The organism is Streptomyces sp. P9-2B-2 (assembly GCF_030406865.1).
Classification (GTDB): Bacteria; Actinomycetota; Actinomycetes; order Streptomycetales; family Streptomycetaceae; genus Streptomyces; species Streptomyces platensis.
Window position 1 is genome coordinate 6464155 of the sequence record NZ_CP129126.1, and the last position, 14126, is coordinate 6478280.

Consider the following 14126-nt stretch of genomic DNA (forward strand, 5'->3'; position numbering starts at 1 on the left):
CCCTGAGGAGAATCCACCGTGACCACGCCTGCTCTGCCCGCCCCCGTCGTCTCGCTCGCCTACCACTCCGGCTTCGGCCACACCGCCGTCCTGGCCGAGGCCGTCCGGGCCGCCGCCACCGAGGCCGGTGCCACCGTTCACCTGATCAAGGTCGACGAGATCACCGAGGCCCAGTGGGCGCAGCTCGACGCCTCCGACGCGATCGTCTTCGGCTCGCCGACGTACATGGGCACGGCCTCCGGCGCCTTCCACACCTTCGCCGAGGCGAGCTCCAAGCGCTGGGCCACCCGCGCCTGGCAGGACAAGCTCGCCGCCGGCTTCACCAACTCCGCCTCCAAGAGCGGCGACAAGCTGCACACCCTCCAGTTCTTCACGGTGCTCGCCGCCCAGCACGGGATGACCTGGGTCAGCCTCAACCTGCTCCCCGGCTGGAACTCCTCCACCGCGTCCGAGAATGACCTCAACCGGCTGGGCTTCTTCCTGGGCGCCGCCGCCCAGTCCCCCAACGACCAGGGCGCCGAGGGCGTCCACAAGGCCGATATCGCCACCGCCGAGCACCTCGGACGGCGGATCGCCGAGCAGGCCCGCATCGTCGTCGCGGGCCGCGCGGCACTCGCCGCCTGACCGGCACACCGCCGGCCGTAGCGGCCCGGTACGCGAAACGCCCGCGCCGCCCCGTGACCGGTCACGGGGCGGCGCGGGCGTTCGTCCGGCCGCGGTGGTGTCACCGCGGGGCGGGCTGCCTCAGAAGCCGAAATCCTGGGTCCACCACGGGCCGCCGGCCCCGAAGTGGGCGCCGACGCCGAGGGTCTTGTACTCGCAGTTGAGGATGTTGGCGCGGTGGCCGGGGCTGTTCATCCAGGAGTCCATGACGGACTGCGCGTTGGCCTGGCCGCGGGCTATGTTCTCGCCGCCGAGGCCGTCGACGCCCGCGTCCTCGGCCCGGTCCCAGGGCGTGTCGCCGTCCGGGTCCGTGTGGTCGAAGAAGCCCCGCCGGGCCATGTCGTCACTGAAATCCTGGGCGAGACCGGCCAATTCCGTGTCCGCCGTCACGGGCGAGCACCCGGCCTGGGCGCGCTCCTGATTGACCAGCGACAGGACCTGGGACTCCGCGGACGACTGGGCGTCGGGGGTCTTCGCTGCCGCCACGCTGCGCTCGGGCGCCGGGGAGGCGGGCCGTTCGACGGGCTTGGCCGACCGGTGCGAACCGGTCGCCCCGGTGGGTGATTTGGACGGCTGGTGCGGGGCGGGTGACACCGGCCGGGTGGCGCTGCGGGAAGGGCGCCCGCTCTCGGGGGCCTTGGTACGGGCTCCGCCGCGGCTCGCCTCCTGGGTGGCGCGGTCGGTCGGCGTGGCCGAGGCCCCGCCCATCGCCTCGGTGGCCTCCGGCAGCGCACCGGCCCGGACCCGGTCGCCCTGCTCGCCGTCCGCACCCCCGTCGAACTGGCCGTGGCCGGGGATCAGTCCGGAGGCGACCGCCACGGCTCCCATCGCCACCATCGCGGAGGCGCCGAGCAGTCCGGTGCGGACGGGGGCCCTGCCGCTGCCGCGCGCCGCGCGATGTCCGCGCTGCCGCGTCGTGGCCGCCGCGCCCGGCCGTTCGGCCGTCGGAGCGTCAACAGGCCCCGCACCGGCGGAGTCGGGGGCAGGGGGAGCAGAGCGTCGATGGCGGCCCATCCGCTGTCTTCCTTCCACCGGCGCACGCACCGGCTCCACCGGAGCGGCTACGCCGCACCGCTTTCCTGGCGTCCAGATGACTCACCCATAAGAGTGAGCCTCGCTGTCGGGGGACTGTACGCCATGGCCTAAGAGGCAGATGTGACCACTGAGCAATTGGCCGGTTAGCGTGCACACATGAATGAAGCTGTCCGAGTGACCGCCTGGGTGCGTGGTCAGGTCCAGGGCGTCGGGTTCCGCTGGTTCACCCGGGCCAACGCCCTTCGCATTGGCGAACTCGCGGGATTTGCCGTCAATCTGGGTGACGGCCGCGTCCAGGTGGTCGCCGAGGGCCCGAAGGAGCACTGCGATCAGTTGCTCGACTGGCTCCGCACCGGAGACACGCCCGGGCGGGTCGACGGAGTCACTGAGATCTGGGACACGCCCCGCGGCGGTTACGACGGCTTCGAGATCCGCTGATCCGGCTCGCCGGAACCGTCCGTACGGCCGTCCTGAGCGATCTTGCGGATGCGTCTTTGTGAGCTGCTTACGGGAGATAAGGCCTGGTGGTTGCCAACTCGGCCGACCCGTGCAAGGCTGCCGCTGTACGGATGATCTCCACGCCCCGGCGGGACCTTTCTGGGGAGTCGGCGCAGTGCCTTCACGGCCGCGCACTCTCAGGTGCCCGAGGATACGGGGTGTGATCGTGTTGACCGTCAAACCGTTTGGTGAGACTCTGGAATCCCCGCGCACCTTAGCTGTTTGGCATTGACTGCACCAGAGAATGACAAGCACCGCGGGTGCGAATCCCTCACGACCCACACCGCTTCGGTCGGTCACTCATTGTGGAGGACCATCCATCATGGCAAAGGCGCTTCTCGGTTACGTCGGCGGCTCCGACCCCCGAGTCCTCTCCGAGATGCGACGGCTTCAGCAGCGCGTCCAAGACCTTGAATCCGAACTTATTCGGATGCAGGCCGAAAACGACATGCTGTCCGCTGCCGCACGTCGCGACGACTCGATGCTCGACATCGACGTACCCCAGGCGGAGCCCGCGCTCACCTGACCCCGACCTCAGGGCCGGTAGGGCTGCTCGCCAGCCGCTTGAGGCACCGCTTTCTTCAAGATCTGCAAGGGACGCTTCGGCGTCCCTTCGTCGTTTCCGCCTTTTCGTACTGCGGCCTTTTCCGCGAACCACCTGGTCACTTCAGCCTTGACGGCCCTCCCTTACCGCATGATGTGCCCTGCGCTTTCGGCAGTGAAACCGAAAATGAACGGCGCGGTATACCCGGGGGCCGTACGGGGCCGGGGAGCGCCCCGGAATGTTGGGGTCACCCGCCTGGGAACGGCCGGTAGAGTCCCACGGCGTGCATCTCAAGAGTTTGACCCTGCGAGGTTTCAAGTCCTTCGCCTCCGCAACGACGCTGCGCTTCGAGCCGGGCATCACCTGTGTCGTGGGCCCCAACGGCTCGGGCAAGTCCAACGTCGTGGACGCGCTGTCCTGGGTCATGGGCGAGCAGGGCGCCAAGTCGCTGCGCGGCGGGAAGATGGAGGACGTGATCTTCGCCGGGACGACCGGGCGGCTGCCGCTCGGCCGCGCCGAGGTCTCGCTCACCATCGACAATTCCGACGGTGCACTGCCGATCGAGTACGCCGAAGTCACCCTCACCCGGATCATGTTCCGCAATGGCGGCAGCGAATACCAGATCAACGGTGACACCTGCCGGCTGCTGGACATCCAGGAATTGCTCTCCGATTCCGGTATCGGCCGGGAGATGCATGTCATCGTCGGGCAGGGCCAGCTCGACTCCGTACTGCATGCCGACCCGATGGGGCGCCGGGCCTTCATCGAGGAAGCGGCCGGCGTCCTCAAGCACCGCAAGCGCAAGGAGAAGGCGCTGCGGAAGCTGGAGGCGATGAAGGCCAATCTCGCCCGGGTCCAGGATCTGACCGATGAGCTGCGGCGCCAGCTCAAGCCGCTGGGGCGGCAGGCCGCGGTCGCCCGGCGCGCCGCCGTCATCCAGGCGGACCTGCGCGACGCCCGGCTGCGGCTGCTCGCCGACGACCTCGTCACGCTGCGCCGGGCCCTGCGCGCCGAGATCGCGGACGAGGCGGCGCTCAAGGAACGCAAGCAGACCGCCGAGGACCGGCTGCGCAGCGCCCAGCAGCGGGAGGCGGCGCTGGAGGAGGAGGTCCGTACGCTGACGCCGCGGGTGCAGCGTGCGCAGCAGACCTGGTACGAGCTGTCGCAGCTCGCGGAGCGCGTACGCGGCACGATCTCGCTGGCCGAGGCGCGGGTGAAGAGCGCCACGGCGGCGCCGCCGGAGGAGCGGCACGGGCGGGACCCCGAGGACATGGAGCGGGAAGCGGCCCGGATCCGCGAGCAGGAGGCGGAGTTGACCGCCGCGCTGGAGGCGGCGAGCCGGGCCCTGGAGGACACCGTCGAACACCGTGCCGGACTGGAGCGGCAGTTGGCGGACGAGGAGCGGCGGCTGCGGGACGTGGCCCGCGCCATCGCCGACCGCCGGGAGGGGCTGGCCCGGCTGAGCGGGCAGGTCACCGCCGCCCGGGGGCGGGCCGCCTCGGCGCAGGCGGAGATCGGCCGGCTCGCCGAGGCCAGGGACGCCGCCCGGAGCCGGGCGGAGACCGCCCAGGAGGAGTACGAGCAGCTCAGGGCCGAGGTCGACGGGCTGGACGCGGACGACGAGGAGATCGCGGAGCGGCACGAGGCGGCCCGCCGGGAGCTGGCGGAGACGGAGACCGCGCTGACCGCCGCGCGCGAGGCGCTGACCGCGGCCGAGCGCGAACGGGCCGCGACCGCCGCCCGGCACGACGCGCTGGCGCTCGGGCTGCGCCGTAAGGACGGCACCGGAGCTCTGCTGGCCGCCGCGGACCGGCTCACCGGACTGCTCGGCCCGGCGGCGGAACTGCTGACCGTCACCCCCGGCTTCGAGATCCCGGTGGCGGCGGCGCTCGGCGCGGCCGCGGACGCCGTCGCCGTCACCGGCCCGGCCACCGCCGCCGAGGCCATCCGGCTGCTGCGGAAGCAGGACGCGGGGCGGGCGGCGATGGTGCTGGGGGGAATCGGGGGCCGGAGCGGGACGGGACGGGTGCCCGCGCCCGCACGGGCGGTGGAGGCGACGGAGGGCGGGGGAGCCGCGGAGGCCGTGGGGGCTGTTGATGTTGCTGAGGGGACGGTGTGGAGTGGGGGCGCCGGTGCCTTCGGCGCTGGTCAGGTCGCCGGTGCTGCCGGGCCTCACGGGGCTGAGCCGGTTCGTGGGACCGGTGGGGCCGATGGTCTCGGGGGAGCGACCGAGGGGGCCGTGGTCGAGGTCTGTGCGGGGGCGGCCGGGGCGGCGGGTGCGCCCGAGGCGGCCGGGCACCGTGTTCCCGGGCCGCGTGCCGAGCCCGTACCGGCGGCGGAACTGGTCCGGGGGCCCGCGGAATTGACCGCGGCCGTGGCCCGGTTGCTGCGGGATGTCGTGGTGGTCGGGACGCTGGAGGACGCCGAGGACCTGGTGGCCGCGCGGCCGGAGCTGATGGCCGTGACCGGTGAGGGCGATCTGCTCGGGGCGCATTTCGCCCAGGGCGGCTCCGCCGGTGCGCCGAGTCTGCTGGAGGTACAGGCCTCCGTCGACGAGGCGGCGGCCGAGCTGGAGGAACTGGCGGCGCGCTGCGCGGAGCTGGCGGAGGCCCAGCGGGCCGCGGCGGAGCGCCGTACGGCGGGTGCCGCGCTGGTCGAGGAGTTGGCCGAGCGCCGGCGGGCGGCGGACCGGGAGAAGTCGAAGGTCGCCGGGGACCTGGGCCGGCTCGGCGGGCAGGCGCGGGCGGCCGCGGGCGAGGCCGAGCGCTGCGAGGCGGCGGCGGCCAAGGCCGAGGAGGCGCTGCTGCGGGCGACCGAGGAGGCCGAGGAGCTGGCCGAGCGGCTCGCGGTGGCCGAGGAGGACTCGGGCGTCGGCGACGAGGAGCCGGACACCTCCGTACGGGACCGGCTGGCGGCCGACGGAGCCAATGCGCGGCAGACCGAGATGGAGGCCCGGCTCCAGGCGCGGACGCACGAGGAGCGGGTGAAGGCGCTCGCCGGGCGGGCGGACGGGCTGGACCGGGGCGCGCGGGCCGAGCGCGAGGCGCGGGCGCGGGCCGAGCGGCGGCGCGCCCGGCTCCGGCACGAGGCGGCGGTGGCCGGGGCGGTCGCCGCCGGTGCCCGGCAGCTGCTGGCGCATATCGAGGTGTCGGCCGTACGGGCCGAGGAGGAGCGGGGCGCCGCGGACCGGGCCAAGGCCGAGCGGGAGCAGGCGCTGGTGGCCGCGCGCAACCAGGGCCGGGAGCTGAAGTCCGAGCTGGACAAGCTGACGGACTCGATGCACCGCGGTGAGGTGCTGGGCGCGGAGAAGCGGCTGCGGATCGAGCAGCTGGAGAGCAAGGCGCTGGAGGAGCTGGGGGTGGAGCCGGCCGGGCTGATGTCCGAGTACGGCCCCGAGCAGCCGGTACCGCCGTCGCCGCCCGCCGAGGGCGAGGTGCTCCCGGACGATCCGGAGCACCCCCGCAACCAGCCGGTGCCCTATGTACGGGCCGAGCAGGAGAAGCGGCTCAAGGCCGCCGAGCGGGCGTATCAGCAGCTCGGGAAGGTGAACCCGCTGGCGCTGGAGGAGTTCGCGGCGCTGGAGGAGCGGCACAAGTTCCTGAGCGAACAGCTTGAAGACTTGAAGAAGACCCGGGCCGACCTGATGCAGGTGGTCAAGGAGGTCGACGAGCGGGTGGAGCAGGTCTTCACCGAGGCGTACCACGACACCGCGCGGGAGTTCGAGGGCGTCTTCGCGCGGCTCTTCCCCGGCGGGGAGGGGCGGCTGGTGCTCACCGATCCGGACGACATGCTGTCGACGGGGGTGGATGTGGAGGCGCGGCCGCCCGGGAAAAAGGTCAAGCGGCTGTCGCTGCTGTCGGGCGGTGAGCGCTCGCTGACCGCGGTGGCGCTGCTGGTGTCGATCTTCAAGGCGCGGCCCAGCCCGTTCTATGTGATGGACGAGGTGGAGGCCGCGCTGGACGACACCAATCTCCAGCGGCTGATCCGGATCATGGAAGAACTCCAGGAGAGCTCGCAGCTGATTGTGATCACGCATCAGAAGCGCACGATGGAGGTCGCGGACGCGCTCTACGGGGTATCGATGCAAGGTGACGGCGTATCGAAGGTCATCAGCCAGCGGCTGCACTGACCGCGCTCGCGCGGGCGGCTCGTGCGGCGGCCGCGGGCCGGTGCCGGCGGGCGGGACGGCCGCTTCCCGGCACCGCTGATGATCGCCCGGAGTATCCGACACCCCATCAGTTCAGAACTTGAACGAATGGCCACCAGGACGTCCGAGAAACAAATTCATCACGTCCTATTGACTTCGAAACTTGAAGGCATAGTCTCTGCAACGTTGCTTTTACCTTCAAGTGGTGGGTACCCCCAACCTATGCACCACTAGAAGGGCCAGCCCCCTACGCCCGGCAGCGCAGCCGGGCCACTGGAGTTCACGTTGACCAGCACCGCGCAGCCGACGGTTCCGGAAGGCCGGAAGGCCCATCCCGACCATCTCGGCCATGTCATCTTCATCACCGCGGCTGCCGCGATGGGCGGCTTTCTCTTCGGCTATGACAGCTCCGTCATCAATGGTGCCGTCGAGGCGATCCGCAGCCGTTACGACGTCGGATCCGCGGTCCTCGCCCAGGTGATCGCCGTCGCCCTGATCGGCTGTGCCATCGGCGCCGCGACCGCCGGCCGGATCGCGGACCGCATAGGCCGTATCCGGGTGATGCAGATCGCCTCGGTGCTGTTCACCATCAGCGCCGTCGGCTCCGCTCTGCCGTTCTCCCTCTGGGACCTCGCCTTCTGGCGGATCATCGGCGGCTTCGCCATCGGTATGGCCTCGGTCATCGGCCCGGCCTACATCGCCGAGGTCTCGCCGTCCGCCTACCGCGGCCGCCTCGGCTCGTTCCAGCAGGCCGCGATCGTCGTCGGTATCGCCATCTCCCAGCTCGTCAACTGGGGCATCCTCAACCTCGCCGACGGCAACCAGCGCGGCACCCTGGCCGGCCTGGAGGCCTGGCAGTGGATGCTCGGCGTGATGGTCGTCCCGGCCGTCCTCTACGGTCTGCTCTCCTTCGCGATCCCCGAGTCGCCGCGCTACCTGATCTCCGTCGGCAAGGTCTCCCGCGCCAAGGAGGTGCTCTCCGAGGTCGAGGGCAAGTCCGTGAACCTCGACACCCGGGTCACCGAGATCCAGGACGCGATGCGCAGCGAGCACAAGTCGTCGTTCAAGGACCTGCTCGGCAGCAAGATGGGCTTCCTGCCGATCGTCTGGGTCGGTATCGGTCTCTCGGTCTTCCAGCAGCTGGTCGGCATCAACGTCGCGTTCTACTACTCCTCGGCGCTGTGGCAGTCCGTCGGCATCGACCCGAGCGCCTCGTTCTTCTACAGCTTCACGACGTCGATCATCAACATCATCGGCACCGTGATCGCGATGGTCTTCGTCGACAGGATCGGCCGCCGTCCGCTGGCGCTGATCGGCTCGGCCGGTATGGCCGTCTCGCTCGCCCTGGAGGCATGGGCCTTCTCCGCCAAGACCGCGGCCGGCACCCTGCCGCACGTCGAAGGCACCGTGGCCCTGATCGCCGCCCATGTCTTCGTGCTCTTCTTCGCCCTCTCCTGGGGCGTCGTGGTCTGGGTCTTCCTCGGCGAGATGTTCCCGAACAAGATCCGCGCCGCCGCGCTGGGCGTCGCCGCCTCCGCGCAGTGGATCGCCAACTGGGCCATCACGGCCAGCTTCCCGAGCCTGTCCGACTGGAACCTCTCGGGCACGTACATCATCTACGCGGTCTTCGCCCTGCTCTCGATCCCCTTCGTGCTCAAGTTCGTGAAGGAGACGAAGGGCAAGGCGTTGGAGGAGATGGGCTAACCCCCCCCCGCCAGTCCGTCTCCTCAGCACTGGGTACTGCCCCGGGTCATCAGGGACCCCGGGCAGTACCCCTTTTTTTGTGAACCCGTCGCCGCCGGTCAGTCCTTGAGGCGGGGCAGCACCCGCTCGGCGAACAGATGCAGCGAGCGCCAGCCCTCGTCGACGGGCATCCCGCCGCACAGCGGATGGAGGATCAACGAGCCCCCGGCGCCCGCGCTCCGGGCGAGGCGGACGCAGTCGTCAGGGGTGACGACTCGGTAGACGCCCTCCTCGCGCAGCGCCCCGACGTCCCGTGCGGACGAGCGCACCGCGGAGCGGCTCCCGGCGGACTGCCAGGACGCGTACATCCGGGCCTCGTGCAGCAGATGGCTGCCGTACTCGGCCCAGGTGCGGTCCGGGTCCTCGGAGAGGTGGAGGAGCGCGGTCCGCTCGGGCGGCTGCATCACCCACCCGTCGGTGCCGTGGGCGGCGCACTGCTCCTGGTAGTACGCCTCCAGTTCGGGGAGGTGGGCACTGGGGAAGAAGGGGAGCCCCAGACGGGCCGCGCGCCGGGCCGCGGCCCGTGAGCTGCCGCCGATCAGCAGCAGCGGATGCGGCCGGGTGTACGGGCGCGGGGTGACCCGGACCGTACGCCCCTGATACGTGAACGGCTCCCCGGTCCAGGCGGACAGCAGGGTCTTGAGCACCTCGTCCTGGAGCGGGCCCCGGCCCGGCCAGTCCTTGCCGTGCGCCGCGTACTCCTCGGGCCGGTAGCCGAGGCCGGCGACGGTGATCAGCCGGCCGCCGCTGAGCAGATCGAGCGAGGCGAGGTCCTCGGCCAGCCGCAGCGGATCGTGCAGCGGGGTGATCAGCGCGGAGACGGTGACACCGATCCGGCGGGTGGCACCGAAGACGGCGCCCGCGAAGGTGAGCGGGGAGGGCATCCAGCCGTTGGTGGTGGCGTGGTGCTCCTCGGTCTGGACCATGGTGAAGCCGCGGTCGTCGGCGAAGGCCGCCATCTCGACGGCGGCCCGGTAGCGCGCGGACAGGGTGTCGGGCATGGGCGCGGGGTCGACGAGGTTGATCCGCAGGACCGTGACAGGCAGAGCCGGCATCGCACACGTCCCCTTCGCCGGGGTGGTTGGCGAAGGGGACGGTAGCTGACGATGCGTCAGATAACTAGAGGCGGAGTCCGGGTCACGGGGGCCCGGGTCACGGGAGCCCGGGTCAGCCCGCCTCGACCGGCTGCCGGGCCTCGGCCGCCGCGTCCGGGCCGGCCGCCGGGGCGGTCTCCTTCGGCGTCGGCAGTACGGCGAAGAACAGCGCGGCGATCGCGATCGTGGCCGCCCAGCCCAGGCCGTTCTCGCCGATCCAGGTGGTGGCCAGCGGGCCGGTGAACCACTGGACCTTGGTGAAGCACAGGCCCGCGGCCAGGGCTACGCCCCAGGCGGTCATGGCCTGCCAGCAGAAGCCGCCGACGTACCAGTAGCGGCTGGTGCGGCCGGTGTTCATCAGGCTGTCGGCGTCATAGCGCACCGCCAGCTTGCGCCGCCGGGCCATGTCGACGCCGTAGACGCCGATCCAGGCGGAGAAGGAGACCGCGAGCAGCGTCAGGAAGGCGATGAACTGGCCGATGAAGTCCTTGGCCACCAGCATCATGAACAGGCCGCCGACCAGGCTGATGACGGCGTTGATGCTGACCGCCAGGGCGCGGGGCAGCTTGACGCCCATGGTCTGGGCGGTGAAGCCCGCGGAGTACATCGACAGGCTGTTGATCAGCACCATCCCGACCAGCGCCGTGAGGAGATACGGCACCGCGAGCCAGCCCGGCAGGATGCTGCCGAGGAACGACATCGGGTCGGTGTTCTGGCCGGCCAGCTTCGGGCTGGAGACGGCCATCACGCCGCCCATCAGCACCATCGGCAGCAGCACCAGGGCCGCGCCCGAGACGGTGGTGCCGACGATCTTCTTGCCGGACGCGGAGTGCGGCAGGTACCGCGCGAAGTCGGGGCCGGTGGGCACCCAGCTGATCCCGCCGGCCGCGATGGTGCCGATGCCCGCGATCACCATGGCGGTGGTGCCGGCCTTCTTGGCGAAGACGGCGTCCCAGTCCATCGTGGCGACCAGGTAGACCAGCACCATGATGCTGAACAGGCCGAACAGATACGTCGAGTACTTGTTGCAGACGTTCAGCGCCTTGCGGCCCAGACCGCTCACCAGATACGTGACGGCCACGAAGGCGAGCAGGGTGACGACGACGAGGACGTTGTTGCTCTCGATGCCGAGCAGCAGATGCAGCACGGTCAGCACCGCGTAGGCGCCGGTGACCGCGTTGATCGTCTCCCAGCCGAAGCGGGCGACCCACAGGATCGCGCCGGGGAAGTAATTGCCGCGGACGCCGAAGGCGGCCCGGGAGAGCATCGCGCCGGGGGCGCCGCCCCACTTACCCGAGACCGACAGCACGCCCACCATGCCGAAGGCGACGGCTGCGGCGATCGCGGCGACCAGCAGGACCTGCCAGAAGTTCAGGCCGTTGTTGACCACGAGCGAGGCGCCCATGGTGAGCAACAACACGCTGATGTTGGCGGCGACCCAGGTCGGGAAGAGCTCGCGGACGCGGCCCTGGCGTTCGTTGTCGGGGACCGGCTCGATGCCGCGGGTCTCGACGGCGCCTTCGGTTGCGGGAGCGGAAGCGGACGTGGTGCCCATTGGTGCAGGTATCTCCGAGCGGGGGATCTGGGGGGCACCCCCGGGGGGAGGGGGTGCAGGCAGCAGCTGTGGTGCCTGGCCAGAAATTGGTTGCCAGGACTCTACGCGCGTTGCGCGGCCGTCCACCATCGTACTTTGATCCAACTTCTACCGGTTCATTCCGTTGGACCCCACGACGAGGACGAGTGTCGCCGAACCTTGTCGAAGGGTCTAGTCGGGCTGCTCGGAGCCCGTCCGGAGGAGGCCGGGTCAGGGCGTTCGCCCGCCTCCCCGGGGGCCCTCGGCCCGTACGGCCCGGCGTCGTGCCGGCGTTCCCGAGAGACGCCCGGCGCGAGCCCGGGCAGGGTGCTGCGAGGCCCGGGCACCGCTTTCCGGACACCGCCCCTCCAGGTTCGGCGCGTGCAGTCCCCACGGGCGGAGCGTGGCTGATACTGGAGGGGTTATGGACATCGTCATCCTTGCTGTAGTCATCGCCGTGGTCGTGCTCGGCGCGATCAGCGGGCTCGTCATCAGCGGCCGCAAGAAGAAGCAGCTGCCGCCGCCCCCGCCGGCCGCCCCGAAGCCCTCCGTCACCGCGCCCCCCGCCGAACCGCATGTCGGCGAGGAGGCCGAGACCCCCCGCGACGAAGAGCGTCGCGCCATCGAAGAAGTCACGCTGCCCACCGCCGAGGCCCCCGCGGCCGAGGCACCGGCCGCCGAGCCCGAGGCGCCCGCGGCGCCCGCCATCGAGGTCCCCGAGCCCACCGCCGGCCGGCTGGTCCGGCTGCGCGCCCGGCTCTCCCGCTCCCAGAACACCCTGGGCAAGGGCCTGCTGACCCTGCTCTCCCGTGAACACCTCGACGAGGAGACCTGGGAGGAGATCGAGGACACCCTGCTGACCGCCGACGTCGGCGTCACGCCCACCCAGGAGCTGGTCGAGCGGCTGCGCGAGCGGGTCAAGGTCCTTGGCACCCGCACCCCCGAGGACCTGCGCGCGCTGCTGCGCGAGGAGCTGCTCACCCTCATCGGCACGGAAGCCGACCGCACCGTGCACACCGCCAACGGCATCGGCAACGGCGGCGACGAGATCCCCGGCGTCGTCCTGGTCGTCGGCGTCAACGGCACCGGCAAGACCACCACCACCGGCAAGCTCGCCCGGGTCCTGGTCGCCGACGGCAAGTCCGTGGTCCTCGGCGCCGCCGACACCTTCCGCGCCGCGGCCGCCGACCAGCTCCAGACCTGGGGCGAGCGGGTCGGCGCCCGTACGGTCCGCGGACCCGAGGGCGGCGACCCCGCCTCCATCGCCTTCGACGCGGTGAAGGAGGGCATCGCCGAGGCCGCCGATGTCGTCCTGATCGACACCGCGGGCCGGCTGCACACCAAGACCGGTCTGATGGACGAGCTCGGCAAGGTCAAGCGGGTCGTCGAGAAGCACGGCCCGGTCGGCGAGGTGCTGCTCGTCCTGGACGCCACCACCGGCCAGAACGGCCTGGTCCAGGCGCGGGTCTTCGCCGAGGTCGTGGACATCACCGGCGTGGTGCTCACCAAGCTCGACGGCACCGCCAAGGGCGGCATCATCGTCGCCGTCCAGCGCGAACTGGGTGTCCCGGTCAAGCTCGTCGGCCTGGGCGAGGGAGCGGACGACCTGGCGCCCTTCGAGCCGGAGGCCTTCGTCGACGCCCTGATCGACTGACGCCGCCACCAGGGCACCATGCCCGGACCGTCACCGGCCCCCGGACCCGCAGAGCGCGGGTACCGGGGGCTGACACATGTCCGTACCGGTCCGGGCCGAGTGGCTCAGACCGCCGAGCGGTTGCAGGCGTACGCCAGGGTGCCCACCATCAGCCGCGCCTGCGGCGGCCGGCCCGCGGTGTCCAGGGTCGGCGGGCGCAGCCAGCGCACCGGGCCGTGGCCGCCGAGGTCGGAGGGGGGCGCGGTGAGATGGTCGCCGGGGCCCAGGGAGCGCAGGTCCAGCGAGGCGTCGTCCCAGCCCATCCGGTACAGCAGATCGGGGAGCTGCCCGGCCGCGCCGGGGGCGACGAAGAACAGCGCCCGGCCGGTCGGTGCCACCGCGACCGGGCCCAGCGGCAGGCCCATCCGCTCCAGCCGCGCCAGCGCGTTGCGGCCCGCCGCCTCCGGCACGTCGAGGAGATCGAACGACCGGCCCACCGGGAGGAGGATGGCGGCGCCCGGTGTCTCGGCCCACGCCGCGGCGGCCTTCTCCCAGCCGGCACCGGCCACCAGCTCCTCGCCGAAGGCCAGCGGGTGAGCGCCGGGGGAGGGGCAGTCGCCGGCCCCGCACGAGCAGTCCGTACGGCCGCTGCCCGCGCGGACCGCCCGGGCGCCGGGGACGACGTCCCAGCCCCACAGCCCGGTGTACTCCGCCACCGCCGAGATCTCGGTCGAGCGGGCGCGGCGCCGGGAGCTGGAACGCATCTCTCGGATGCCGCCGATCGTGAAGCCCATGCCCCCTCCAACGGGTGGTGCGTGCCAGTGGTTACGAGTCGGCGGGTTGACGGTCCGGCGCCGCCTGGTTCCCGGCGGCGCCCGTGGTGCGGTGGTGTGCCGGGTGGTGTGGTGCGCCGTGTGAGCCCTTGTGTGCTTCGTTCCGCCCGGCGTTCTTCGGCCTGTGTCAAGTCAATCGCGAGAGCTGGGCGGGGAGTTCATTCGAAGGGGTGGCGAATGGTGGCGTTTCCGCGGTCGCCCTCGCGGCGGGCGTGATCGTAGGATTACTTTCGGTGCGCGAACCCCGGAGAGGCATCCTTCGCACGGGTATGCCGGTGGCAACGCACAGGTCGAGCACAGGCCAAAAGGTGTGGCCGGAAACCGTGATCGGGTAGATGTACCCCGGACAGGCGTCGTAACGGA

Annotated in this window: 10 protein-coding genes; 6 read left to right on the forward strand and 4 right to left on the reverse strand. The window is 71.5% G+C overall.

Annotated elements, in window-relative coordinates:
• Nucleotides 1-33 precede the first annotated feature (33 nt).
• Nucleotides 34-624, forward strand: coding sequence for a flavodoxin family protein (locus tag QT196_RS28595; RefSeq protein ID WP_211117618.1), 591 nt, complete (start codon nt 34-36; stop codon nt 622-624).
• 120 nt (nt 625-744) lie between these two features.
• Here the strand turns inward: QT196_RS28595 and QT196_RS28600 are convergent, their stop codons facing one another.
• Nucleotides 745-1677, reverse strand: a complete 933-nt coding sequence (locus QT196_RS28600) for a CAP domain-containing protein (protein WP_266733207.1) — start codon at nt 1675-1677, stop codon at nt 745-747.
• A gap of 177 nt (nt 1678-1854) precedes the next feature.
• On the opposite strand from QT196_RS28600, the gene QT196_RS28605 reads away from it, so the two are divergent.
• The 4 genes from QT196_RS28605 (at nt 1855) to QT196_RS28620 (ending at nt 8591) form a co-directional block, all read left to right on the forward strand.
• Entirely contained in the window at nt 1855-2136 is a 282-nt protein-coding gene (locus QT196_RS28605; RefSeq protein ID WP_168481563.1) for an acylphosphatase, read from the forward strand.
• Nucleotides 2137-2518: 382 nt separating this feature from the next.
• A complete protein-coding gene (locus QT196_RS28610) occupies nt 2519-2722 on the forward strand; it encodes a hypothetical protein (protein WP_006602857.1) in 204 nt (67 codons plus the stop codon).
• Between the two features lie 301 nt (nt 2723-3023).
• Complete coding sequence (locus tag QT196_RS28615) at nt 3024-6869, forward strand: AAA family ATPase (RefSeq protein WP_290355964.1); 3846 nt, start codon at nt 3024-3026, stop codon at nt 6867-6869.
• 303 nt (nt 6870-7172) lie between these two features.
• Complete coding sequence (locus QT196_RS28620) at nt 7173-8591, forward strand: sugar porter family MFS transporter (protein WP_168481564.1); 1419 nt, start codon at nt 7173-7175, stop codon at nt 8589-8591.
• A gap of 98 nt (nt 8592-8689) precedes the next feature.
• On the opposite strand, the gene QT196_RS28625 is transcribed toward QT196_RS28620, so the two are convergent.
• Both QT196_RS28625 and QT196_RS28630 read right to left on the reverse strand, forming a co-directional pair.
• Nucleotides 8690-9685, reverse strand: coding sequence for an LLM class flavin-dependent oxidoreductase (locus QT196_RS28625; protein WP_168481565.1), 996 nt, complete (start codon nt 9683-9685; stop codon nt 8690-8692).
• Between the two features lie 112 nt (nt 9686-9797).
• Nucleotides 9798-11279, reverse strand: coding sequence for a cytosine permease (locus QT196_RS28630; protein WP_168481566.1), 1482 nt, complete (start codon nt 11277-11279; stop codon nt 9798-9800).
• 442 nt (nt 11280-11721) lie between these two features.
• Here QT196_RS28630 and ftsY point away from each other — a divergent pair, with 442 nt between their 5' ends.
• Complete coding sequence (gene ftsY, locus QT196_RS28635; protein WP_266733198.1) at nt 11722-12951, forward strand: signal recognition particle-docking protein FtsY; 1230 nt, start codon at nt 11722-11724, stop codon at nt 12949-12951.
• A 104-nt stretch (nt 12952-13055) separates the two neighbouring features.
• Here ftsY and QT196_RS28640 read toward each other — a convergent pair whose 3' ends face one another.
• Nucleotides 13056-13724, reverse strand: a complete 669-nt coding sequence (locus QT196_RS28640) for a bifunctional DNA primase/polymerase (protein ID WP_266733196.1) — start codon at nt 13722-13724, stop codon at nt 13056-13058.
• Nucleotides 13725-14126: the final 402 nt, after the last annotated feature.

Coding starts and splice junctions, on each gene's coding strand:
- QT196_RS28600 (WP_266733207.1), bottom strand. CDS start 1,677: ATGGGCCGCCATCGACGCTCTGCTCCCCCTGCCCCCGACTCCGCCGGT.
- QT196_RS28605 (WP_168481563.1), top strand. CDS start 1,855: ATGAATGAAGCTGTCCGAGTGACCGCCTGGGTGCGTGGTCAGGTCCAG.
- QT196_RS28610 (WP_006602857.1), top strand. CDS start 2,519: ATGGCAAAGGCGCTTCTCGGTTACGTCGGCGGCTCCGACCCCCGAGTC.
- QT196_RS28625 (WP_168481565.1), bottom strand. CDS start 9,685: ATGCCGGCTCTGCCTGTCACGGTCCTGCGGATCAACCTCGTCGACCCC.
- QT196_RS28630 (WP_168481566.1), bottom strand. CDS start 11,279: ATGGGCACCACGTCCGCTTCCGCTCCCGCAACCGAAGGCGCCGTCGAG.
- ftsY (WP_266733198.1), top strand. CDS start 11,722: ATGGACATCGTCATCCTTGCTGTAGTCATCGCCGTGGTCGTGCTCGGC.
- QT196_RS28640 (WP_266733196.1), bottom strand. CDS start 13,724: ATGGGCTTCACGATCGGCGGCATCCGAGAGATGCGTTCCAGCTCCCGG.